The following is a 21,532-nucleotide window of genomic DNA, read 5'->3' as shown; positions in this document are numbered from 1 at the left end:
ATTGGCGGGCTATGCCTCGGAGGCGGCGTTCTCGCGCGTATTCCGCAAACAGGTCGGCATGTCGCCCGCCGCCTACCGGCAGCAGCATGTGGCGGCGTAACCGCCGCTTGGCACCGGGTTTCTGAACGATCTGCAAAGTTTATCAGAGGATCTGAAATTCACCGTCCGGAAGGAGCAGTCCAAATTGGGGTCAGAGCCGCAAACAGGCGGCCAGCCTAACCTCTGTAACAAGGACCTGACCCATGCCTCTGCGCTTTGTGACCCGAACCATTCATGCCTATCTCGACTACCCGGTGGCCATCGCCCTGATGGGGCTGCCGTTCCTGCTTGGCCTTGGCGAAAGCAACCCGCTGGCGCTGTGGCTGTCGGTGGTGACAGGCATTGCCGCCTTTGTGCTGACGGTGCTGACCGATCACCACCTCGGCCTGATCCGGGTGCTGCCCTACAAACTGCATCTGGCCGTTGACCTGATTGTCGGCCTCACTTTCCTGGCGGCGCCATTCCTCTTCGGTTTTGCGGGGCTGGACGCAGCCTTCTACCTGCTGAACGGCGCGGCGGTGGTGGCGGTGATTTCGCTCAGCGCACCGGAAAGCGCTGAGACCGCTTCAGCCTGATGCCTGGATGGCGCGGCGGCGGTCACAAAAGCTTTGCCAATTGTTCACGCCGCTGACCGCCAGGCTTCACAATTGAAGGATCTCATCAGGGGCACCTATCCAACATAATTTTTCCGACAGGTGTTCCTTATGTCTGCAAACCGCTTCCCGCGCCCGAGCCGCCGTGCCTTCCTGGCCGGCGGCTCGGCTTTTGCCGCCTCTTTGGCGATGCCCGCAATTTCCCGCGCTTCAGCCCGTCCCGTGTTCACCCACGGTGTCCAGTCCGGCGATGTTGATACCACCTCCGGCATGCTCTGGACCCGGGTGGACCGCCCGTCCAAGGTAATGATGGAAGTCTCCACCACCGAAAGCTTTGCCAATGCCCGCCAGCTGGCACCGATGACGGCTCTGCCGAACCACGATCTGGCGGTGAAGCGTCTGGTTGCCGGGCTGCCTTCGGACCAGGACATCTTTTACCGCTTCGTGGCGGCGGATCTGAATGACATCAATGCCGTGTCCGAGCCAGTGATCGGCCAGTTCCGCACTGCCCCCTCCGCGCGCCGCGATGTGCGTTTTGCCTGGTCGGGCGACACTGCCGGCCAGGGCTGGGGCATCGATGATGACGGCATGGCCACCTATGCAACCATGGCGCAGCACAAGCCGGATTTCTTTATTCACTCCGGCGACACCATCTATGCCGACGGCCCGATGCAGGACGAGGTTGAGAAAGACGGCCAGGTGATCTGGAAGAACACCACGCTGACCGATGAAAAGCGCAAGGTGGCCGAAACGCTGGATGAATTCCGCGGCCAGTGGAAATACAACCTGATGGACCGGCATGTGCAGGCAATGAACGCGGTCTGCCCGACCTTCATGCAGTGGGATGACCATGAGGTGGTGAACAACTGGTCCTCCTCGCGCAGCCTGATGGAGGACAGCCGCTATGCGGAGAAATCCATCCATGTGCTGCAGGCCCGTGCCACCCAGGCCTTTCACGAGATGACCCCGCTGCGGATCACCCCGTCCGAGCCGGGCCGCGTCTATCGCAAGATTTCCTATGGTCCGATGCTGGATGTGTTTTTCCTCGACCTGCGCAGCTACCGGGGGCCGAACAGCGACAACCTGCAGACTGAGCTGACGGAGGAAAGCCGCATCCTGGGCGCTGAGCAGATGGCCTGGCTCAAGCGCGAGCTGGCGAATTCTGCTGCGACCTGGAAGGTGATCGCCTCCGACATGCCGATCGGCCTGGTGGTCGGCGGCGGCCAGGAGGCCGTGGGCAATGGCGACAACGGCAGTGCCAAGGGGCGCGAGCTGGAAATCGGCGAGCTGCTGCGCTTCATCAAGACGGCCAAGATCCGCAACACCGTGTGGTTCACCGCAGATGTGCACTATACCGCAGCGCACTACTACAACCCGGACAAGGCGGCCTTCCAGGAGTTCGAACCGTTCTGGGAGTTCGTGTCCGGCCCGCTGCATGCCGGCACATTCGGCCCGAACGGCCTCGACATGACCTTTGGCCCGGAAGTGAAGTTCGTGAAGGCGCCGAGCGAAGAACAGGGCGCAAACCTGCCGCCGTCCATGGGGCTGCAGTTCTTTGGCCTGGTGGATATCGACGGCGGCACCCAGCAGATGACCGTGCGCCTGATGGACCGCGCTGACAAGGAATTGTGGAAGGTCACTCTGGACCCGGTTGGAGCCTCGATCTGATCCGCTATTGGCTTAACAGCCAATTGACCACAGCTTTGGCCCGGCTCGCTGCGCTGGGCCAAAGCACATAAAAACCCTGGTCCCCCAGCCGCGGCACTTGCCACAGCACGTCCAGAGGCTGGCCGCCAAGGAAGATCCGCGGAACCAGTGCGATGCCCTGACCGTTCAGCGCGGCGTCCATCGCCAGGGCGGTCTGATTGAATTGCAGAATCCGCCCCGTCGCAGTAAGCCCCTCCCGCCGCAGCAGCAGGTCCCAGTGCCGGTGTCCGTCCTGGATCAGCGATTGTTTTGCAAGATCGGCCAGTTCAGGCTGTTCTTCCTGTGTTAGAGCCGAATCTGACTTGGCCACCGCCACCAGATCCACCAGCGACAGCAAGGCGGAATTCAACCCGCTCTCCTGCGGTTTGCTTCCCTGGCGGATGGCGATATCGATGCCGTCCCGTTTGAAATCGGTCAGGCTTTCCTCTGCCACCACCCGCAGGTCAATGCCGGGATGCGCGGCCGCGAACTCCGGCAGCCGCGGCACCAGCCACTTGGAGGCAAAGGAGGGCGGCACCGACAGCGTCACCTGCTGCACTGCCGGGGCCAGCTTGGCGGTTGCGTCGCGCACCAGCTCCAAAGCCTGCCCGACCGGCGCATGATAGCTGCGCCCGGTATCGGTCAGGCTCAGCCCGCGGGCATGGCGGTGAAACAGCTTGTGCCCCAGATCCGCCTCCAGTTTGCGCACCTGCTGCGCGACTGCGCCTTGGGTCAGATGCAGTTCTTCGGCCGCGCGGCCGAAATTCAGGTGGCGGGCGGCGGCGTCGAACATCCGCAGGGCGTTCAGGTTGGGCAGGCGCATCACGTTCAGCCAGTAGTTTTCCTACAGTCTCGCGCGATGAGACATGATTGGTCAAGCGGTGCCTGTGCCGCCATCCTTGGCGCCAGGCAAAGGAGTTCCAAAATGACCAAAGTTGCTCTCTTCACCGCTGCAGGCAGCGGCATGGGCGCAGATGCCGCCCGTCATCTGCATGATCAGGGATTTGAGGTTGCGATTCTCTCCTCTTCCGGCAGAGGCGAGGCCCTGGCGCAGGAGCTGGGCGGGATCGGCCACACGGGCTCTAACCTCGAGCAGGCGGATCTGCAGGCGCTGGTGGACAAGGTGATGGCGCGCTGGGGCCGGATTGATGTGCTGGTCAATTCCGCGGGCCATGGCCCCAAGGGGGACATCATGGAGATCAGCGATGACGACTGGCATCTGGGGATGGAATACTACCTGATGAATGTGATCCGCCCGGCCCGTCTGGTGGCCCCCGTCATGGCGGCGCGGGGCAAAGGCTCGATCATCAATATCTCAACCTTCGCGGTGTTTGAGCCGGATCCTCTGTTCCCCACCTCCGGTGTGTTCCGGGCGGGGCTTGCCAGTTTCACCAAGCTGTTTGCCGATAAATTCGCGGCCCAGGGCGTGCGGATGAACAACGTGCTGCCGGGTTTCATCGACAGTCTGCCCGAGACTGAGGACCGCAGAGCCCGGATCCCGATGGGCCGTTATGGCACCGCGCGGGAGGTGTCGGCGCTGATTGCCTATCTGGCGTCGGATGATGCGGGTTACACCACTGGCCAGAACATCCGGGTGGACGGGGCTCTGACACGCGCCATCTGATCTGGCCCGCCTGGACGCAAGGGGGCTGCGCCCGCCCCTTCCCAGGGCCGGGCGCGTCGCCCTTGCGGGCTCCAGCCGTGAAACTGCCAGTCTTAGAGCCTTTCAGCCGCCCTTGGGGTCGATCATCGGCTTGGCCCTGCCGCGCTGCAAGCCAAGCTGATGCTCGCGCCAGATCACCAGCCCGTTGCCGGCAATCACCAGTGCGGCCCCAGCCAGCATCACCAGCGTCGGCCATTCGTTGAACCAGATGTAGCCGATCACGATGGCAAACAGCATCGAAGCATAGTCGTAGGGCGCCAGCATCGAGGCCGGGGCAAAGCGGTAGGAGGAGGTGACCAGGATCTGCGCCACCCCGCCGACCAGCCCGGCGCCGACCAGCAGCGCCGCCACCTGCGGGTCGGGCATAACCCAGCCAAAGGGCGCCGTCAGCAGCGCCAGGGCAGAGGCTGTCAGCGAGAAATAGAACACGATGGCGGCAGTATGCTCGGATTGCACCATGCGGCGGATGTGGATCTGCACAAAGCCGCGGGCCACGGTGGCCCCCAGCACCAGCAGCACGCCAAGCAGGGCCCCGTCGCCCAGGTCGCCGCCCAGGCGCGGCCAGATCATGATCAGAACGCCCAGAAGCCCCACTGCCACTGCGGAAATCCGCACCAGCCGGATGGTCTCGCCCAGAAACAGCGCCGCCAGGATCAGCGTAAAGATCGGCGTGGCATAGCCGATGGCAGTGACCTCGGGCAGCGGCAGCAATGCCAGCCCCATGAAGGTCATCCCCATCGCCGAGGTTCCCACAAGCCCCCGCCACACGTGAAACATCGGCTTCCTGGTGATCAGCCCGTGCCGCAGCTCTCCGCGCATGGAGAGCCAGACCACGATCACCGGAATCGCAAAGAAAGAGCGGAAGAACACCGCTTCGCCTGCCGGCACATGCTCGGAGGTGGCCTTGATGATCCCGGAAAGCGCCGTGAACAGCGCAATTGCCGTCACCTTCAGCAGGATCGCCAGCATAGGCCGATGCGATGTTAAGGATTTTGCCATGGCGCGAACCTGCGCTCCTGCGCCGCAAAGATCAATGGCTTGATTTCACCCTCCGCCCGCGCACAAATGGCGCTGCTTGAAGAAGGAGCCGCCGATGTATGACGCCAACCACCTGATCCGCCAGTTGCGCGACTCGTCCCTGGGGCGCGAGGACGATGTCTTTGCCCGGCTACCGGATGGCAGTACGGTGACCTTTGGTGCGCTGTTTGCGGGAGCGGAGCGAATGGCGGCAGCGCTGGTTTCGCAAGGTGTGCAGCCCGGTGACCGGGTGGCGGTGCAGGTCCAGAAGACAATTCAGGCAATTGAGCTGTATCTGGGCACAGTTATGGCCGGCGGAATCTTTTTGCCGCTGAACACCGCCTATACCGGGCCGGAAGTTGCCTATTTCGTGGGCGACGCCGAGCCGCGCGTGGTGGTTTGCGATCGGGCGCGGCTGGAGGAGATAAGCGCCGTGGCTGGCGCGGCCCAGGTGCTGACGCTGGACGCCAATGGGCTGGGGTCCCTGCGCACTCTGGCGGACGGGCAGGACGGGTTTGAGGCGGTTGCCCGCGAACCGGGAGACCTGGCTGCGATCCTTTACACCTCCGGCACCACCGGCCGCTCGAAAGGGGCGATGCTGAGCCATGACAACCTGTCCTCCAACTCAGCAATGCTGCAGGAATACTGGCGGTTCACGGCAGAGGATGTGCTGATCCATGCTCTGCCGATCTTCCACACCCATGGCCTGTTTGTGGCGACCAATGTGGCGCTGTTTGCCGGTGCCCAAGTGGTGTTCCTGCCGGGTTTCAATGCGGATGCGATCCTGGAGGCGATGCCCTCTGCCACGGCTATGATGGGGGTGCCGACCTTCTATACCCGCTTGCTGGCGGATGAACGCGTGACCAAAGAGCGCGCGGCAAACATGCGGCTGTTCATCTCTGGCTCGGCGCCTTTGCTGGTGGATACCCATGAACAGTGGGAGACGCGCACGGGCCACCGCATCCTGGAACGCTACGGGATGACCGAAACCAATATGAGCACCTCGAACCCTTATGACGGCGAGCGGCGGCCCGGCACCGTCGGCTTCCCGCTGCCTGGGGTTGAGGCACGGGTGATGCAGGACGGTGCCGAGGTGCCCGCCGGTGAGATCGGTGTGCTAGAAGTGCGCGGCGCCAATGTGTTCCAGGGCTACTGGCAGATGCCGGAAAAGACGGCGGAGGAGCTGAAGCCCGATGGCTGGTTCATCACCGGCGACATGGCGAAGATCGATGCGGACGGCTATGTCACCATTGTCGGGCGCGAGAAGGATCTGGTGATCACCGGCGGGTTCAACGTCTACCCGAAAGAGGTTGAAAGCCTGATCGACGACCTGCCGGGCGTGCTGGAAAGCGCGGTGATCGGCGTGCCGCATCCGGATTTCGGCGAGGCCGTGGTGGCGGTGGTGGTGCCAGAGGGCGAGGGCACCAGTGCCGATGCGATCCACTCGGCGCTGTCCGGCCAGCTGGCCAGGTTCAAGCAGCCCAAGCAGGTCATCCTGCTGGAGGCCCTGCCGCGCAACACCATGGGCAAGGTGCAGAAGAAAGCCCTGCGCGAGGAATACGCGGGGCTGTTTGGTTAAGTAACACAGGGCAGTGCCTGTCCGCGGGCGGAAGCGTAGCGCCCGCCCATGGGGGCGGACGGGCGCTGCCCGTGCCGCAAGCGGCACAGGCGTTTAGTGCTGGTGAGCTTCCGCATGCACCTCTTCCTCGCGCCATTCCCGCACGGCCTGCACCAGGATTTGGAAGGCGGAGCTGAGGAACAGCCCGCCCATGATGCCGGCCACGATCAAATCAGGCCAGCCGGTCGCCGTGCCCCAGACCCCAAGCGCGGCAATCATCACCGCGACATTGCCAATCGCGTCATTGCGCGAGCACAGCCAAACCGAACGCACATTGGCATCGCCGTCCTTGTATCTGGCCAGCAGCATGACCGAGATCAGGTTGGCGGCCAGCGCCATGAAGCCGATGACACCCATGATCTGCGCCTGCGGCACGCCGACGTAAAACACCTGATAAACGGTTGAGCCGAACACCCAGACCCCCATCAGGAGCAGACTGATCCCCTTGCCCAAGGCTGCCAGCGCCCGCGTGCGCAGGGTTGCTCCGATGACTGCCAGCGAAATCCCATAAGTCAGCGCGTCGCCCAGAAAGTCCAGCGCGTCCGCCTTCAGCGCCTGGCTGCCGGCCAGCTGGCCCGCCCCCATTTCCACCGCGAACATGCCGGCGTTGATGGCGATCACCAGCCACAGCCTGCGCTTGTAGTCCGCCGAGACCCCGTCGAACCGGGCTTTGTTGTTGCAGCAGCCTGCCATTGCTCTTGTCCTCATTCCTGATTCGAGATCAATGTAGGGCCTCTAGTCACTAGAGCTTCAAGAGGTTCTGAACATGTTTTCCATCGGTGCATTGTCGAAGGCCACCGGCGTCAAGGTGCCGACCATCCGCTACTATGAGGAGATCGGCCTGCTGCCGCAGCCGGGCCGCAATGCCGGCAACCAGCGCCGCTACGGGCAGGACGGCATGGATGCGCTGGGTTTCATCAAACACGCCCGCGATCTTGGGTTTTCGCTGGAGGACATCAAGGTGCTGATGGCGCTCGACGGTCATCTTGGCGATGACTGCGCCGAGGCGGACCGCATTGCCCGCAGCCAGCTGGCCAATGTGCGCGACAGGATCCGCAAACTGGAGCAGCTGGCGTCCGAGCTGGAGCGGATCAGCCATCTGTGCGATGGCGGCCACGGCGGCTGCTGCAAGGTGCTGACAGCACTGGGCGACCACAGCCAATGCGCGGGCGAGCACGGCTGAGCGTCAGCGTTTCGGCCAGCTCCAGCGCGGCGGCTCCAGGTCTTCAATGCGGGTTTCACCAAATTCCTTCTGCAGGACTACGGACAGCGCCCCCGCGTCCTCCAGTTCCCGGGCCAGATGGCTGTTGTGGGAGACCACGATGATCTGACTGTCGCGGCTGGCGCGTTTGATCAGCCGTGCCAAGGGGGCAATCAGATCGGGGTGCAGGCTGGTTTCGGGTTCGTTCAGCACCATCAGCTCGGGCGGGCGCGGGGTCAGCAGGGCGGTGGCCAGCAGCACATAGCGCAATGTGCCGTCCGACAGCTCCGCTGCCGACAGCGGCCGCAGCAGGCCGTGCTGCTGCATCTCTACCGCAAACAGCCCGCCTTGCAGCGAGACATCGACGCTGGCGCCCGGGAAGGCATCCTCGATCGCCGCGTCAAAACCCGGCCCGTCGCCGATTTCCCGCAGGGTGGCAATGGCTGCCGCCAAATCAGCACCGTCGCCTGACAGCGCCGGGGTGCGGGTTCCGACCGCCGGGCGCCGGGCAGGCGAGTCCCGGTCTGTGCGCAGGCTGTCATAGAACCGCCAGCCTCGCATCCGCTCCCGCAGGGACAGCATCTCGGGCGCCTGCACCGGATCAGCGGCATGGGTCATCATGCTGTCAAAGGGGCGCAAGTCGCGCGAAAGTTCCACCCGGCGGCCGCTGGCGTCCCGGCCTGTCACCACTGCGCCGCGGCGTTCGGCAATGCTGTTGGCGCGGCCCAGGCTCTCGCCGACCCATAGCGCTTCGGATTTGATCTCAGGGTCTTTGCCGAACATCGTGCGCGGCACCGGTGCGGGCAGTCCCAGATCCACGGCATAGCCATAATCCTCAGCCGCAAATCCCAGCTTCAGCGCGACCGAATTTTTGCGGCGGGTGCCTTCAATCGGAGTTTCACCGCGCCGCATCCGGGCGCTGATGTGTTCCGGCCCGGCCCACAGCGTCGACTCCAGCCCGCCTTCGGCGGCCAGCGAAGCAATGGCGCGTCCCTGCGCCACCTCTGCCAGCAGCCGCAGCGAGCGGTAGAGCGAGGATTTGCCTGCACCATTGGCGCCGCTCACCACGGTGAGCTGCTCCAGCGGCAGGATTGCGTCGCGGATCGAGCGGTAGCCGGAAACGGCCAGGGTAATCAGCATATCAAAGGACCGGATGTGAAAAGCACTGTGCAAAACCTGCTTGGTTTTGCCGCGCTTCGCAACCGGTCCTGTCAGAAGTTAGAGGTTCAGCCGATTTGGCCCTGGTTTTCGCCGATTTGGCCGCGGTGCAGCAGCAGGTGGTCCAGAATCACACAGGCCATCATCGCCTCGGCCACCGGCACCGCGCGGATGCCGACGCAGGGGTCGTGGCGGCCCTTGGTGATCACTTCGGTGGCGGAGCCGTCCTTGCGGATCGACTGGCGCGGGGTGAGGATTGACGACGTCGGCTTCACTGCAAAGCGCACCACCACATCCTGGCCGGTGGAGATGCCCCCCAGGATGCCGCCGGCATGGTTGGAGGAATAGACCGGCTGGCCGTCCTCGCCCATGAAGATCTCATCCGCGTTTTCCGAGCCTTTCAGGCGCGCGGCGTTCATGCCTTCGCCGATTTCCACGCCTTTTACCGCGTTGATCGACATCATCGCCGCGGCCAGATCGGTGTCCAGTTTGCCGTAAACCGGCGCGCCGATGCCCGCGGGAACATTGCGGGCGACAACCTCGACCACCGCACCCACCGAGTCATGCGCCTTGCGCAGGCCTTGCAGGTAGTCTTCCCACTCCTGCACCGCGCCTGCGTCGGGGATCCAGAAATCATTCTGTTCGATTGCATCCCAGTCAAAGCGGCTGCGGTCGATCTCCAGCTCGCCCATCTGGGTCATATAGCCCTTGATCTCCAGCCCCGGCACCAGCGCTTTGATTGCTTCACGTGCAACACCGCCTGCCGCAACCCGCGCCGCGGTCTCGCGTGCCGAGGAGCGGCCGCCGCCGCGGTAGTCGCGGTTGCCGTATTTCTGGAAATAGGTGATGTCGGCATGGCCCGGACGGAAGGTCTGGGAAATCTCGCCGTAATCCTTGGAGCGCTGGTCGGTGTTTTCGATCATCAGCTGGATCGGCGTGCCGGTGGACATGCCGTCAAACACCCCGGACAGGATCTTCACCGCATCCGGCTCATTGCGCTGGGTGGTGTTCTTGTTCTGGCCGGGGCGGCGCTTGTCGAGCCACTGCTGCAGCATTTCCGGCTCCAGCGGCACATTCGGCGGGCAGCCGTCCACGGTGGCGCCAAGCGCGGGCCCATGGCTTTCGCCCCAGGTGGTGACGCGGAAGAGGTGTCCAAAGCTGTTCATCGACATGTGGCGCGGTCTCCTTTGCGGGATGTGCTTAGCGGGCGGGGGCCTGTCTCTCAAGCGGATTCCTCTGCGGCATCGGGGCTGGGGGCGCTGCCCTCGCCGCTCGGCGCGCGACTCCCCCGGGATATTTTTCGCCAGAAGAAGATGGGTACGGGTGGAAAAAGTTAACGCGGCAGAAAGGGCAGCGAGTCACTCCAAATGTTTCGGGTGCGAAGCATTTGGTCAGCACTGCTGACCTGAACGCCGGGCGGGAAGCCAGTCCAGATTCGCCTTCCGGCAAGGCCAGGCGGGGGCATTGCTTGTGTTTCCCTCCTGCAAACCCTATGGTCCGCGCCACCTCGGGGTGCGCGTTGGGCGCTGAGATGACACCCGTTGAACCTGAACCGGATCACACCGGCGGAGGGAAGGTACTGGACGTCCTCCACCCTTGCCCAAAGCCGCAAAGGAGGATGGCATGAAACATCTTGCATTTGCAGCGGGACTGCTTGGCGCCTCGGCGGCTTTTGCCGAAACGCCTGAACTGACCGTTTACACCTATGACAGCTTTGTCTCCGACTGGGGCCCCGGCCCGGCGGTCGAAAAAGCCTTTGAAGAAGTCTGCGGCTGCGACCTGAAACTGGTCGGCGCGGGCGATGGTGCGGCCCTGCTGGCACGCATCAAGCTGGAAGGCGAACGCTCAGACGCTGATGTGGTTCTGGGGCTGGACACCAACCTGACCGCAGCGGCCAAGGAAACCGGCCTGTTTGCCGATCATTCGGTCAGCGCCGACTATACGCTGCCGGTGGAATGGAACGACACAACCTTTGTGCCTTATGACTGGGGCTACTTTGCCTTTGTCCACAACGCCGATGCTGCTGTTCCGGCTGATTTCAAGGCGCTGGCGGACAGCGACACCAAGATCGTCATTCAGGACCCGCGCTCCTCGACCCCGGGCCTTGGCCTGCTGTTGTGGGTCAAGGCGGCCTATGGCGATGAGGCGCCGACGATCTGGAAGGGCCTCTCTGACAATGTCGTCACCGTGACCAAGGGCTGGTCCGAGGCCTATGGCATGTTCCTGGAAGGCGAGGCCGACATGGTGCTCTCCTACACCACCTCGCCCGCCTACCACCTGATTGCCGAGGAAGATGCGTCCAAGGCGGCGGCGTCTTTTGACGAGGGCCACTACATGCAGGTGGAAGTTGCCGCCAAGCTGGCAGGCTCCGATCAGTCTGAACTGGCCGACCAGTTCCTGGCCTTCATGGTGTCGGACGCGTTCCAGTCGATCATCCCGACCACCAACTGGATGTACCCCGCCGTGACCCCGGCAGCGGGCCTGCCGGAGGGGTTTGAAACCCTGGTGCAGCCCGGCAAGTCGCTGCTTCTGAGCGAGACCGAGGCTGCTGAAGTCCGTGATGCGGCGCTGGGCGAATGGCTGGACGCGCTCAGCCAGTAAGCGCGTTTCCCGGGATCGGCGCGGCCCTGCTCGTCGCTGCGCTGATCCTGGGAACCCTCGCGGCGGTTGCTTTCCGGGCTGAGGCCGGTACCGGCCTTGCCGCCAGCGACTGGGCTGCGCTGCGGTTCACGCTGACACAGGCGAGCCTGTCCGCGCTGCTGAGCGTGGGTCTTGCCATTCCCGTCGCCCGCGCGCTGGCGCGGCGGCGCTTCCCGGGGCGGCGCCTGCTGATTGCCCTTTTGGGCGCGCCGTTCATTCTTCCGGTCATCGTTGCGATTCTGGGCCTGCTGGCGGTTTTCGGCCGGGCCGGCTGGCTGAGCAGCTTCTTGGGGCTGTTCGGGCTGGAGCCAGTGCAGATTTACGGGCTGCACGGGGTGGTGCTGGCGCATGTCTTCTTCAACCTGCCGCTGGCAACCCGGCTGATCCTGCAGGGCTGGCAGGAAATCCCGGCCGAGCGTTTCCGCCTCGCGGCGCAGCTGGATGCCGGACCGCTGGCGATGTGGCGGCTGCTGGAAGCGCCGATGCTGCGGCGGGTGGCGCCGGGGGCGCTGGCGGTGGTCTTTGCCATCTGCCTCTCCAGCTTTGCTGTGGCGCTGACCCTGGGCGGTGGCCCGCGGGCCACCACCATTGAACTCGCAATCTATCAGGCGTTCCGGTTCGACTTTGACCTGGGCCGCGCTGCGCTGCTGTCTGGGATGCAGCTGGTGCTGACCGGCGCGGCTGCGATGGTGGCGCTGCGGGTTTCGGCGGGCGAAGGGTTCGGCGCCGGGCTGGACCGTGCGGTGCGGCGCTGGGACGGGCACAGCGGCTTGGCGCGGATTTCTGATGCGTTTTGGATTTCCCTGTCCGCGGCATTCCTGCTGCTGCCGCTGGCCGCAATTGTTCTGGCAGGCCTGCCGGGATTGGCCGCGCTGAAGGGCACGGTCTGGCAGGCGGCGGGAAATTCAACTCTGGTGGCGGCCATCAGCACAGCAATTCTGCTGGGGCTGGCCCTGCCAATGGCGGCAGCGGTTGCTGCGGGCCGCAATGGCATGACGGAGCTGTCAGGCATTCTGGGCCTTGCGGCCTCGCCGCTGGTGATCGGCACCGGGCTGTTCATCCTGATCTATCCGATTGCGGATCCCTTTGCCCTGGCGCTGCCGGTGACGGCGCTGGTCAACGCGGTGATGGCGCTGCCTTTTGCCATGCGCATCCTGGTGCCCCGGGCGCGGGAGGTGCTGGGGCGCTATGGCCGCCTGTCGCTGTCGCTTGATATGCAGGGCTGGGCCTTTGTACGCCATGTCTACCTGCCGCGGATGCGGGCGCAGACAGGGTTCGCGGCTGGGCTGGCGGCGGCGCTTTCGATGGGGGATCTGGGCGTGGTTGCCCTGTTTGCCAATCCGGATTTCGCAACGCTGCCCTTGCAGATCTACCGTCTGATGGGCGCTTACCGGATGGAGGCGGCTGCGGGTGCGGCGCTGCTGCTCCTGCTGCTGTCGATGGGTGCATTCTGGATACTGGACCGCGGGGGACGCTGGCATGCTGAAGCTTGATAATTGCCGGATCATCAATGGCGGCTTCGCCGTTGAGGCAGATCTGGCGGTGGCACCGGGTGTCTGCGCGGCGGTGATCGGGCCGTCGGGGGCCGGGAAGTCCACGCTGATAGAGGCGATTGCCGGGTTCCTGCCGGTGAGCCGCGGGCGGATCAGCTGGAATGGCACTGATCTGACCGCGGCACAGCCCGGCAAGCGCCCCATTGCGATGCTGTTTCAGGACGGCAACCTGTTCCCGCATCTGACGGTGGCGCAGAATGTGGGCCTTGGGCTGCAGGCGAACCTGCGGCTGAGCGAGGCGGAACGGGGACGTGTAGACGCGGCGCTGGAGCGGGTTGGCCTTGGCGGCATGGGCGGGCGCAAGCCTGCAGCCCTGTCCGGCGGCCAGCAAAGCCGGGTCGCACTGGCGCGGGTGCTGGTTCAGGGGCGGGCGATTCTGCTGCTGGATGAACCTTTTGCCGCGCTTGGCCCCGCACTGAAGGCTGAGATGCTGGATCTGGTGGCGGAACTGGCCCGCGAAAGCGGCGCCACCGTGCTGATGGTCAGTCATGATCCGGACGACGCCCGCCGGATTGCGGACCAGGTGGTGCTGGTGGCTGACGGCAAGGCGCATCCGCCGCAGCAGACGGCGGAGCTGCTGGACAACCCGCCGCCTGCGTTGAAGACCTATTTGGGCTAGGCGGCCAGCGCTTCTGCCCGCGTCTTGGTGATCATCAGCGCAGCGCTTGCGGCTTCATTGCCCTTCTTGACGAAATGCTCGCGGTAGATGGCGACGTGATGATCAGTTTCCTGGAAGTGATGCGGGGTCAGCGAGACGGACAGCACCGGAACGCCGGTGTCCATGCCAGCGCGCATCAGCCCGTCGACAACAGCCTGGGCGACAAAATCATGCCGGTAAATGCCGCCGTCCACGACCAGAGCGGCGCAGGCCACGGCAGCATATTTGCCGGTTTTGGCCAGCTCCTGCGCCAGCAGGGGCATTTCAAAGGCACCGGGAACATCAAAGACGTCGACCTGATCCGCCGGAATCAGCTGCAGGAAGCCTTCCAGTGCGCGGTCAACGATATCGGCATGCCATTGCGCCTTGATGAAGGCATAGCGGGTGTGTGTCATTTCGTAATCTCCTTTGGCTCTGACACGTCACCCAAGGCGATCACGAACGGCAGGCGCGCAGGGCTGCAAGGGCCCGAAACGGTCCTGACGCACGTTCTCTTCCATCCGGACTGTGACCGTCGGCTCTGGAGTTGCACCAGATCTGCTGACACTTCCAATGTTTGGAAGCCGCTCGCGGGCTTACGGGACAAGCCCGCTTACCGCCGGTGGGGAATTCCGCCCCGCCCTGAGAACGGCTGCACCCTGCCAGCGCCGCGGCCGCTGTGCAAGCGGGACTTTGGCGGCCGGCGCTGGTGCAAGACTTTTCCTTTAAAGTCTTGCCAAAAGTTTTTAAAACTTTTGGGCGCTGCGCTTGGCGGCAGGCCGGGCTAGGGTGACGGCACAGCAATGGAGGAATTTTCATGAAGCTATATTACGCCGCCGCTTCGCCCTTTGTGCGCAAGGTCATGGTTCTGCTGCACGAGACCGGGCAGCTCGATTCGGTGGCAATCCACGATGTGGCAACCTCGCCGGTGGCGCCCAGTGCGGATGTGCAGGTCAGCAACCCGCTGGCCAAAATCCCGGCGCTGGAGCGCAATGACGGGCCTGCGCTCTATGACAGCCGGGTGATTTGCGCGTTTCTCGATGAACGCGCAGGTGGGCGGCTGTACGGCGGCGGCTGGGATACCAAACTGCTGGAAGCCACTGCTGACGGCATCATGGATGCAGCGGTGCTGATGTCTTATGAAAAACGTCTTCGTCCCGAAGAAAAACAATGGGACGAGTGGCTTGCGGCGCAGCAAAGCAAGGTTCTGGGTGGCTGCGCGGCACTGAATGCGCGCTGGATGAGCCATCTGCAGGGGCCGTTGGACATGGGGCAGATCGCGGTGGCCTGCGCGTTGTCTTACGTGGACTTCCGCCATCCGGATGCGGGCTGGCGCCAGGGCAATGAGGCGCTGGCAGACTGGTTTGCGGATTTCGAATCGCGCCCTTCGATGCAGGCGACAAAACCGCCCGCTGGCTGAGGCCCGGCTCTTGAAAACGGCAGCTGCCGCGCACAGATGGTGCGGCACTGTCACTCAGGCGTAACAGAAAAGACCCGTTGCGGCTTTCTGCGCGCCTATGACCGCTGGACGAAAGCGCTTCTCCCCGCTAGACACGCGCCTGAGTCACTGCGAGCGATCGCGGTGCATGCGCATGTTTGCCCTAAACGGGCGCTGGAATTGGAGAAAACCTCGTGTCCCACGCAGAAGACAACGAAGGAACCCGGAGAGATTTCCTCTACTACGCCACTGCCGGCGCCGGGGCAGTGACCGCAGGGGCCGCCGTATGGCCCATGGTCGACCAGATGAACCCCTCGGCTGACGTCAAAGCGCTGTCCTCGATCCTGGTCGATGTCAGCGGCGTGGAAGTTGGCACGCAGATTTCCGTCATGTTCCTGGGCAAGCCGGTGTTTATCCGCCGCCGCACCCAGGAAGAGATCGACGAAGCCCGTGCCGTGGAACTGTCCGAGCTGATCGACCCGCGGTCGGAAAACCCGAACAAACCGGGCACCGATGCGGCCGACGTCAACCGCACCATGGACGAAGCCGGCGAATGGCTGGTGATGATGGGTGTCTGCACCCACCTGGGCTGTGTGCCGCTGGGCGACGGTGCCGGCGAGTTCAACGGCTGGTTCTGCCCGTGCCACGGTTCGCACTACGACACCGCAGGCCGTATCCGCAAAGGCCCGGCGCCTGAGAACCTGCACGTGCCGGTGGCTGAGTTCACCGACGCCAACACCATCAAGCTGGGATAAGGAAACGCGCTCATGTCCGGTATTCCGCACGACCATTACGAGCCGAAGACAGGCGCAGAGAAGTGGCTGCACAGCCGCCTGCCCATCGTCGGCCTGATCTATGACACCATCATGATCCCCACCCCCAAGAACCTGAACTGGTGGTGGATCTGGGGCATCGTCCTGGCCTTCTGCCTGGCGCTGCAGATTGCAACCGGCGTGATGCTGGTGATGCATTACACCCCGCATGTCGACCTGGCCTTCGCCTCGGTCGAGCACATCATGCGCAACGTCAATGGCGGCCATATGATCCGCTATCTGCACATGAACGGCGCCTCGCTGTTCTTTGTTGCCGTCTACATCCACATCTTCCGCGGCCTCTACTATGGCTCCTACAAGGCGCCCCGCGAGATCACATGGATCGTCGGCATGCTGATCTACCTGCTGATGATGGGCACTGCCTTCATGGGCTACGTGCTGCCCTGGGGCCAGATGTCCTTCTGGGGCGCAACCGTGATCACCGGCCTGTTCGGTGCTATCCCCTTCATCGGCGAGCCGATCCAGACTTGGCTGCTGGGCGGGCCCGCGGTGGACAACGCCACCCTGAACCGCTTCTTCTCGCTGCACTACCTGCTGCCCTTCGTGATCGCGGCGCTGGTGATCGTGCACATCTGGGCCTTCCACACCACCGGCAACAACAACCCGACCGGTGTTGATGTCCGCAAAGGTTCGAAAGCCGAAGCCGAGAAAGACACCCTGCCGTTCTGGCCGTACTTCGTGATCAAGGACTTCCTGGGCCTGGCTGTTGTGCTGGTGATCTTCTGGGCCATCGTCGGCTTCATGCCGAACTACCTGGGCCACCCGGACAACTACATTGAAGCCAACCCGCTGGTGACCCCGGCGCATATCGTTCCGGAATGGTACTTCCTGCCGTTCTACGCGATCCTGCGTGCCTTCACCTCCGAGGTCTGGGTTGTGCAGTTCGCCTCCTTTGTCACCGGCGGCATCATCGACGCGAAGTTCTTTGGTGTTCTGGCAATGTTCGGCGCAATTGCAGTGATGGCGCTGGCGCCCTGGCTGGACACCAGCCGCGTCCGCTCGGGCCGTTACCGTCCGATGTTCAAATGGTGGTTTGCGCTGCTGGTGGTCGACTTCTTTGCCCTGATGTGGCTGGGCGCGATGCCGGCGGAAGAGCCCTATGCATCGTTCTCGCTGATCGCATCGGCCTATTGGTTCGGCTACTTCCTGGTGATCCTGCCGCTTCTGGGCGTGATCGAGAAGCCGCTGGCACAGCCTGCCACCATCGAAGAGGATTTCGACGCCCACTACGGCAAGAAGACCTCTGCTGAAGCCACTCCCGCCGAGTAAGAAGAAGGAACACCTAGCAATGTTCAAGAAACTGGCAACCGGTGCCGCCTTCGCTCTGGCCCTGATCCCTGCTGCGTCTTTCGCAGCAGGCGGGGCAGGCCATATCGAGGATTACGACTTCTCCTTCGAGGGTCCCTTCGGCACCTATGACCGCAACCAGCTGCAGCGCGGCCTGCAGGTTTACACCGAAGTCTGCGCAGCCTGCCACGGGCTGAAGCTGGTGCCGATCCGCACCCTGTCCGACGAGGGCGGCCCGCAGATGCCCGAAGATCAGGTGCGTGCCTACGCAGCTGACAACTTCAGCGTCTATGATCCGGAACTGGATGAGGACCGCCCGGCCAAGCCGGTCGACTTCTTCCCGGAGAACACCTCGCTGGGTGCGCCGGACCTCAGCATGATGGCCAAGGCGCGTGCAGGTTTCCATGGCCCATACGGCCTGGGTCTGAACCAGCTGTTCAAAGGCATGGGCGGTGCGGAATACATCGCCTCGCTGCTGGCCGGCTACACCGGTGAGGAAAAGGTCGAAGCGGGCACCACCTTCTATGAAAACACTGCCTTCCCGGGCGGCTGGATCTCGATGGCACCGCCCCTGTCGGACGAGCAGGTGGAATATGCCGATGGCCACGCCAACGACGTAGAAGCGATGTCGCAGGACGTCGCGGCCTTCCTGATGTGGACCGCAGAGCCCAAGATGATGGCACGCAAGCAGGCCGGTTTTGTCGGCGTGCTGTTCCTGACCGTGCTGTCGGTGCTGCTGTATCTGACCAACAAGAAGCTGTGGGCGCCGCACAAGGGCAAAGACTGATCCCTGGTGCGCTGACCGCGTGAAACAGAAACCCCCGCAAGCCTGGCTTGCGGGGGTTTTTCTGTCCGGAGGCAGGGGCGCTGCCCCTCTGCCCTGCGGGCATTCACCCCGGGGTATTTGGGGCCAGAAAGAAGCCGCAGGAGGCCGTCTCCGCCTATGGCCGGGGGGCGACTATCAGATGCGGTTCGCCATTGGAGGTCTTTTGCGGTGAACGGTCGCCTGCATCGATGACCGCAGTCACCCTGTGGCGCCAAGAAGAGAAGCTGTCGAACCGGACCACGTCCACAGGCGTGTCGAATTGAAGGGTGATCCGCCGGTGGCCGTTGCTGCCGCAGGCGGCAAGCCCGTGGACGTAACCGGTGAAGGGCTGACCCAGGTAGCGCCCCTGGACCTGCATTCCCAATTGCAGGTCAGGCGCGTTGGACGCGCGGGCGTGCAACGTGTTCCAATCGCGGAAACCGTAGTACTGGGCGATCCGTTCCAGGGCGGTGCCGTGGCTGACAGGCTGGCCGTGCCTGGCGGCCTCGGCTCTCAATTGGCGTGCTTCGGCCTTAAGCTGCCGGACGGGCGGGATGGGCGTGTCTTTCTGCATAGATCTGCCTTTCGCAAGCGGGTGCGGCTGCCGATGCAGATAGGGCTCGCATTGCTATCCGGGCGTGCACCCAGGCGTCAGGAAGGATCCTTGTCCGGATTTCACCATGGCCAAGGGCTGCGAGCGGCAGGTATCCGGAACCTTGAAATCATCCTTAGCTTGAAAGGCTGAAGAAGGCAAACCCTGCGTCTGTCCGAGGAGAGCCTCAGGCTGTGAGCTGGGTTGAGCGGTGCCCGGTGATTGCAGCAGTGACGATGCTGCCTTCGCTCTGGGCAGCAGCAAAGGCCACTTCGGTGAACTGTTCAGTGCGGCCCATGTGCGGGTTTTCCATCAGGATGCGGTGGGTCTTGCCGATCTGGGAGGCCAGGTGGCGGCTGACCTGCACATCCCCTGCAGCACGCAGGCGGGCAGCGCGCTCCTTGATCACGCTGCCGTTCACCTGGTTGGGGATCCTGGCGGCCGGGGTGCCGTCGCGCTTGGAGTAGGGGAAGACGTGCAGCCAGGTCAGATCGCAGTCGGTGACCAGCTTCAGCGAATTCTCGAAGTGGGCGTCGGTTTCGGTCGGGAAGCCTGCGATGATGTCGGCGCCAAAGGTCATTTCGGGGCGCAGGCGGCGGGCTTCTTCGCAGAAGGCGATGGCATCGTCGCGCAGGTGGCGCCGGGCCATGCGCTTGAGGATCAGATCGTCGCCGTGCTGCAGCGACAGGTGCAGATGCGGCATCAGCCGGGGCTCGGTGGCGATCGCCTGCATCAGGTTCTCGTCCGCTTCGATCGAATCGATCGAAGAGATGCGCAGGCGCGGCAGGTCCGGCACCAGCTTCAGGATCCGCATCACCAGATCGCCGAGCCGAGGGGTGGCAGGCAGGTCGGCGCCCCAGGAGGTGAGGTCGACGCCGGTCAGAACCACCTCGTTGTAGCCCTTGTCCACCAGCCGCTTGATCTGGTCGATCACCACGCCTGCGGGGACCGAGCGGGAGTTGCCGCGGCCATAGGGGATGATGCAGAAGGTGCAGCGGTGGTCGCAGCCGTTCTGAACCTGCACATAGGCGCGGCTGCGGGTGCCGAAACCATCGATCAGATGGCCTGCGGTCTCGGTCACCGACATGATGTCGTCGACCTGAACCTTTTCGGTGGTGCCGATGAAATCCGGTCCTTTGGCGATTTCATTCCAGGTCTCTGCCTGCATCTTCTCGGTGTTGCCGATGACGCGGGTGACTTCCTCCATCGCGGCGAAGGTTTCCGGTTCGGTCTGGGCGGCGCAGCCGGTGACGATGATCGGCGCCTCCGGGTTTTCCCGGCGCAGCTTGCGGATCTCCTGGCGCGCCTTGCGCACGGCCTCGGCCGTGACGGCGCAGGTGTTCACCACCACGGCGTTCCCGAGGCCTGCCTGCTGGCTCAGCTCTTTCATCGCCTCGGTTTCATAGGCGTTGAGGCGGCAGCCCAGGGTGGTGAATTTGGGTGCGCTCATTCCAGCGACTCCAGAAATTCGCGGGTGAAGCTGCCATCGAACACATGCATGGTCGGGCCGGTCATCCAGACGCCGTCCTCGGCCCAGTCGATCCACAGGGTGCCGCCGTCCAGGTCCACCTGCACCTTGCGGCCTGTCAGCCCGCGCCGGGCGGCTGCAACGGCTGTGGCGCAGGAGGAGGAGCCGGAGGCCAGAGTGACGCCCACACCGCGCTCCCAGACGCGCATGCGGATGCGGTCCGGGCCGGTTATCTGGGCGACCTGAACATTGGTGCGCTGCGGATAGAGCGGATGGTATTCGTAGCGGGGGCCGAATTCCTCAAGCGGGATCAGCTCGGCATCCTCGACAAAGAAGGTGCAATGGGGGTTGCCCATGCCGGTGGCGGTCGGGGCGCCCTCAATCGGCAGCTCCAGCGTGTCCATTTCCTCGGCCAGCGGGATGTCCTGCCAGCCGAGCTGCGGTGCCCCCATGTTGACAGAGGTAAGGCTATTGCCGGCGTCACGGGCAAACAGATCGCCACGGTCAGTGGTCAGGTGCAGTTCGGTTTTGCCGCTTTCCAGGATCAGATGGCGGGCAATGCAGCGGGTGGCATTGCCGCAGGCGCCGGAGGTGGAGCCATCGGCATTGTAGAACGTCAGATGCGCGTCACCCTTGCCGTTCGAGATCACGGTCAGCTGGTCGAAGCCGACGCCGAACTGGCGGTGAGCAATGCCCCTGGCCATCGCCGGAGTGATGGCAATGTCCTGCGCGCGCGCGTCGACAACGACGAAGTCGTTGCCCAGCCCGTGCATCTTCATGAAGGGGAGTGCGGTATCTGCCTGAGTGCTCATGGCGGGCATATAGACCTGCTCTGCGAATGAATCCAGCCTTCGGTGAGAAAAGTTGAAAAAAGGGGTTGACCCCCCGCCGGACTGGCCCTAGATACGCCGCCTATCGGGACAGCGAGACACACGCTGCCAAGCAGTTCCGAAGCGAAATAAGTGCTTGAACCTTCTGGGAAAAACACTTAAACCGCGACGAAGAAGTGGGCCGTTAGCTCAGTTGGTAGAGCAACTGACTTTTAATCAGTGGGTCGCAGGTTCGAATCCTGCACGGCTCACCACTTCCTCCAAAAAACAGAATGTTGCGCCTAAAGCCCTCATGCATTTGCTTAGGGGAGCCGGGGCTTTACGGACTATTCGCGGACGACTTCAGTGCAACAGGTCCAAAGTAATCCATCTGAGCTGTAGTAGATGGGCCTCGCCCAGCAGTTGGGGCACTTCATCCCGCTTCGCAAGCGATGACCCGAGCGGGCGTACCCGGCCCGCCGATGGAACTCTTCC

General features: G+C 63.7%; 21 protein-coding genes, 1 tRNA gene and 2 riboswitches. Of the genes, 13 read left to right on the top strand and 9 right to left on the bottom strand.

Going from position 1 to position 21,532, the window contains the following annotated elements:
• Positions 1-242 precede the first annotated feature (242 nt).
• Together RA20_RS11180 and RA20_RS11175 are read left to right on the top strand one after the other, a co-directional pair.
• Positions 243-614, top strand: coding sequence for an SPW repeat domain-containing protein (locus RA20_RS11180; protein WP_039128308.1), 372 nt, complete (start codon positions 243-245; stop codon positions 612-614).
• A gap of 129 nt (positions 615-743) precedes the next feature.
• The gene (locus RA20_RS11175) at positions 744-2,300 is read left to right on the top strand and encodes an alkaline phosphatase D family protein (protein WP_039128305.1); all 1,557 of its coding nucleotides are present in this window, start codon (positions 744-746) and stop codon (positions 2,298-2,300) included.
• 4 nt (positions 2,301-2,304) lie between these two features.
• Here RA20_RS11175 and RA20_RS11170 read toward each other — a convergent pair whose 3' ends face one another.
• Complete coding sequence (locus RA20_RS11170) at positions 2,305-3,141, bottom strand: LysR substrate-binding domain-containing protein (protein ID WP_039128302.1); 837 nt, start codon at positions 3,139-3,141, stop codon at positions 2,305-2,307.
• Between the two features lie 102 nt (positions 3,142-3,243).
• On the opposite strand from RA20_RS11170, the gene RA20_RS11165 reads away from it, so the two are divergent.
• A complete protein-coding gene (locus RA20_RS11165; RefSeq protein WP_039128299.1) occupies positions 3,244-3,942 on the top strand; it encodes an SDR family oxidoreductase in 699 nt (232 codons plus the stop codon).
• A 102-nt stretch (positions 3,943-4,044) separates the two neighbouring features.
• On the opposite strand, the gene RA20_RS11160 is transcribed toward RA20_RS11165, so the two are convergent.
• Entirely contained in the window at positions 4,045-4,980 is a 936-nt protein-coding gene (locus tag RA20_RS11160) for a DMT family transporter (protein WP_039128296.1), read from the bottom strand.
• Positions 4,981-5,074: 94 nt separating this feature from the next.
• Between RA20_RS11160 and RA20_RS11155 the strand changes: the two genes are divergently transcribed.
• Positions 5,075-6,577, top strand: coding sequence for a malonate--CoA ligase (locus RA20_RS11155; protein WP_039128294.1), 1,503 nt, complete (start codon positions 5,075-5,077; stop codon positions 6,575-6,577).
• A gap of 93 nt (positions 6,578-6,670) precedes the next feature.
• Here the strand turns inward: RA20_RS11155 and RA20_RS11150 are convergent, their stop codons facing one another.
• Complete coding sequence (locus RA20_RS11150) at positions 6,671-7,309, bottom strand: cation transporter (RefSeq protein WP_039128291.1); 639 nt, start codon at positions 7,307-7,309, stop codon at positions 6,671-6,673.
• Positions 7,310-7,382: 73 nt separating this feature from the next.
• Between RA20_RS11150 and RA20_RS11145 the strand changes: the two genes are divergently transcribed.
• Positions 7,383-7,799 (top strand): MerR family transcriptional regulator, encoded by a 417-nt coding sequence (locus RA20_RS11145; RefSeq protein WP_039128288.1) that lies wholly within the window; start codon positions 7,383-7,385, stop codon positions 7,797-7,799.
• A gap of 3 nt (positions 7,800-7,802) precedes the next feature.
• On the opposite strand, the gene RA20_RS11140 is transcribed toward RA20_RS11145, so the two are convergent.
• Both RA20_RS11140 and aroC read right to left on the bottom strand, forming a co-directional pair.
• The gene (locus RA20_RS11140) at positions 7,803-8,957 is read right to left on the bottom strand and encodes an AAA family ATPase (RefSeq protein ID WP_039128313.1); all 1,155 of its coding nucleotides are present in this window, start codon (positions 8,955-8,957) and stop codon (positions 7,803-7,805) included.
• An 86-nt stretch (positions 8,958-9,043) separates the two neighbouring features.
• Positions 9,044-10,147 (bottom strand): chorismate synthase, encoded by a 1,104-nt coding sequence (gene aroC, locus RA20_RS11135; RefSeq protein ID WP_039128285.1) that lies wholly within the window; start codon positions 10,145-10,147, stop codon positions 9,044-9,046.
• A 326-nt stretch (positions 10,148-10,473) separates the two neighbouring features.
• A riboswitch (TPP riboswitch) is annotated at positions 10,474-10,566 on the top strand.
• A gap of 32 nt (positions 10,567-10,598) precedes the next feature.
• Between aroC and thiB the strand changes: the two genes are divergently transcribed.
• Genes thiB through RA20_RS11120 form a run of 3 tightly spaced genes read left to right on the top strand, consistent with a single transcriptional unit; the run spans position 10,599 to position 13,787 of the window.
• On the top strand, positions 10,599-11,576 hold the full coding sequence (thiB, locus tag RA20_RS11130; protein ID WP_039128282.1) for a thiamine ABC transporter substrate binding subunit: 978 nt from the start codon (positions 10,599-10,601) through the stop codon (positions 11,574-11,576).
• The gene (locus RA20_RS11125; protein WP_052248963.1) at positions 11,552-13,108 is read left to right on the top strand and encodes a thiamine/thiamine pyrophosphate ABC transporter permease ThiP; all 1,557 of its coding nucleotides are present in this window, start codon (positions 11,552-11,554) and stop codon (positions 13,106-13,108) included. The genes thiB and RA20_RS11125 overlap by 25 nt, the downstream gene beginning before the upstream one ends.
• Positions 13,095-13,787, top strand: a complete 693-nt coding sequence (locus RA20_RS11120; protein WP_039128279.1) for a thiamine ABC transporter ATP-binding protein — start codon at positions 13,095-13,097, stop codon at positions 13,785-13,787. The genes RA20_RS11125 and RA20_RS11120 overlap by 14 nt, the downstream gene beginning before the upstream one ends.
• Here RA20_RS11120 and RA20_RS11115 read toward each other — a convergent pair.
• A complete protein-coding gene (locus RA20_RS11115) occupies positions 13,784-14,221 on the bottom strand; it encodes a 6,7-dimethyl-8-ribityllumazine synthase (RefSeq protein ID WP_039128277.1) in 438 nt (145 codons plus the stop codon). The two genes, RA20_RS11120 and RA20_RS11115, sit on opposite strands and share 4 nt — an antisense overlap.
• A gap of 89 nt (positions 14,222-14,310) precedes the next feature.
• Positions 14,311-14,459: riboswitch (FMN riboswitch) on the bottom strand.
• 163 nt (positions 14,460-14,622) lie between these two features.
• Between RA20_RS11115 and RA20_RS11110 the strand changes: the two genes are divergently transcribed.
• The 4 genes from RA20_RS11110 (at position 14,623) to RA20_RS11095 (ending at position 18,150) form a co-directional block, all read left to right on the top strand.
• On the top strand, positions 14,623-15,225 hold the full coding sequence (locus tag RA20_RS11110; RefSeq protein ID WP_039128275.1) for a glutathione S-transferase: 603 nt from the start codon (positions 14,623-14,625) through the stop codon (positions 15,223-15,225).
• A 212-nt stretch (positions 15,226-15,437) separates the two neighbouring features.
• Positions 15,438-15,998 carry a ubiquinol-cytochrome c reductase iron-sulfur subunit gene (gene petA, locus RA20_RS11105; RefSeq protein WP_039128272.1) on the top strand — a complete coding sequence of 187 codons (561 nt, stop codon included), beginning with the start codon at positions 15,438-15,440 and terminating at the stop codon, positions 15,996-15,998.
• Between the two features lie 12 nt (positions 15,999-16,010).
• A complete protein-coding gene (petB, locus tag RA20_RS11100) occupies positions 16,011-17,345 on the top strand; it encodes a cytochrome b (RefSeq protein ID WP_039128270.1) in 1,335 nt (444 codons plus the stop codon).
• A 19-nt stretch (positions 17,346-17,364) separates the two neighbouring features.
• Positions 17,365-18,150, top strand: coding sequence for a cytochrome c1 (locus RA20_RS11095; protein ID WP_039128267.1), 786 nt, complete (start codon positions 17,365-17,367; stop codon positions 18,148-18,150).
• Positions 18,151-18,304: 154 nt separating this feature from the next.
• On the opposite strand, the gene RA20_RS11090 is transcribed toward RA20_RS11095, so the two are convergent.
• The 3 genes from RA20_RS11090 to dapF all read right to left on the bottom strand — a co-directional run bounded on the left by RA20_RS11090 (position 18,305) and on the right by dapF (position 21,049).
• Positions 18,305-18,742, bottom strand: a complete 438-nt coding sequence (locus RA20_RS11090) for a glyoxalase superfamily protein (protein WP_039128264.1) — start codon at positions 18,740-18,742, stop codon at positions 18,305-18,307.
• A gap of 205 nt (positions 18,743-18,947) precedes the next feature.
• Positions 18,948-20,210, bottom strand: coding sequence for a tRNA (N(6)-L-threonylcarbamoyladenosine(37)-C(2))-methylthiotransferase MtaB (gene mtaB / locus RA20_RS11085; RefSeq protein ID WP_039128261.1), 1,263 nt, complete (start codon positions 20,208-20,210; stop codon positions 18,948-18,950).
• Entirely contained in the window at positions 20,207-21,049 is an 843-nt protein-coding gene (gene dapF, locus RA20_RS11080; RefSeq protein ID WP_039128259.1) for a diaminopimelate epimerase, read from the bottom strand. Before dapF ends, mtaB begins: the two co-directional genes overlap by 4 nt.
• A gap of 187 nt (positions 21,050-21,236) precedes the next feature.
• On the opposite strand from dapF, the gene RA20_RS11075 reads away from it, so the two are divergent.
• Positions 21,237-21,312 (top strand) — tRNA-Lys (locus RA20_RS11075).
• Positions 21,313-21,532: the final 220 nt, after the last annotated feature.

It is taken from the genome of Leisingera sp. ANG-Vp, from assembly GCF_000813725.1.
Classification (GTDB): Bacteria; Pseudomonadota; Alphaproteobacteria; order Rhodobacterales; family Rhodobacteraceae; genus Leisingera.
Note: the sequence above shows the minus strand (reverse complement) of the source record. Positions and strands in the feature narration are given on the sequence as shown.

Coding starts and splice junctions, on each gene's coding strand:
- RA20_RS11180 (WP_039128308.1), top strand. CDS start 243: ATGCCTCTGCGCTTTGTGACCCGAACCATTCATGCCTATCTCGACTAC.
- RA20_RS11175 (WP_039128305.1), top strand. CDS start 744: ATGTCTGCAAACCGCTTCCCGCGCCCGAGCCGCCGTGCCTTCCTGGCC.
- RA20_RS11170 (WP_039128302.1), bottom strand. CDS start 3,141: ATGCGCCTGCCCAACCTGAACGCCCTGCGGATGTTCGACGCCGCCGCC.
- RA20_RS11165 (WP_039128299.1), top strand. CDS start 3,244: ATGACCAAAGTTGCTCTCTTCACCGCTGCAGGCAGCGGCATGGGCGCA.
- RA20_RS11160 (WP_039128296.1), bottom strand. CDS start 4,980: ATGGCAAAATCCTTAACATCGCATCGGCCTATGCTGGCGATCCTGCTG.
- RA20_RS11155 (WP_039128294.1), top strand. CDS start 5,075: ATGTATGACGCCAACCACCTGATCCGCCAGTTGCGCGACTCGTCCCTG.
- RA20_RS11150 (WP_039128291.1), bottom strand. CDS start 7,309: ATGGCAGGCTGCTGCAACAACAAAGCCCGGTTCGACGGGGTCTCGGCG.
- RA20_RS11145 (WP_039128288.1), top strand. CDS start 7,383: ATGTTTTCCATCGGTGCATTGTCGAAGGCCACCGGCGTCAAGGTGCCG.
- RA20_RS11140 (WP_039128313.1), bottom strand. CDS start 8,957: ATGCTGATTACCCTGGCCGTTTCCGGCTACCGCTCGATCCGCGACGCA.
- aroC (WP_039128285.1), bottom strand. CDS start 10,147: ATGTCGATGAACAGCTTTGGACACCTCTTCCGCGTCACCACCTGGGGC.
- thiB (WP_039128282.1), top strand. CDS start 10,599: ATGAAACATCTTGCATTTGCAGCGGGACTGCTTGGCGCCTCGGCGGCT.
- RA20_RS11125 (WP_052248963.1), top strand. CDS start 11,552: ATGGCTGGACGCGCTCAGCCAGTAAGCGCGTTTCCCGGGATCGGCGCG.
- RA20_RS11120 (WP_039128279.1), top strand. CDS start 13,095: ATGCTGAAGCTTGATAATTGCCGGATCATCAATGGCGGCTTCGCCGTT.
- RA20_RS11115 (WP_039128277.1), bottom strand. CDS start 14,221: ATGACACACACCCGCTATGCCTTCATCAAGGCGCAATGGCATGCCGAT.
- RA20_RS11110 (WP_039128275.1), top strand. CDS start 14,623: ATGAAGCTATATTACGCCGCCGCTTCGCCCTTTGTGCGCAAGGTCATG.
- petB (WP_039128270.1), top strand. CDS start 16,011: ATGTCCGGTATTCCGCACGACCATTACGAGCCGAAGACAGGCGCAGAG.
- RA20_RS11095 (WP_039128267.1), top strand. CDS start 17,365: ATGTTCAAGAAACTGGCAACCGGTGCCGCCTTCGCTCTGGCCCTGATC.
- RA20_RS11090 (WP_039128264.1), bottom strand. CDS start 18,742: ATGCAGAAAGACACGCCCATCCCGCCCGTCCGGCAGCTTAAGGCCGAA.
- mtaB (WP_039128261.1), bottom strand. CDS start 20,210: ATGAGCGCACCCAAATTCACCACCCTGGGCTGCCGCCTCAACGCCTAT.
- dapF (WP_039128259.1), bottom strand. CDS start 21,049: ATGCCCGCCATGAGCACTCAGGCAGATACCGCACTCCCCTTCATGAAG.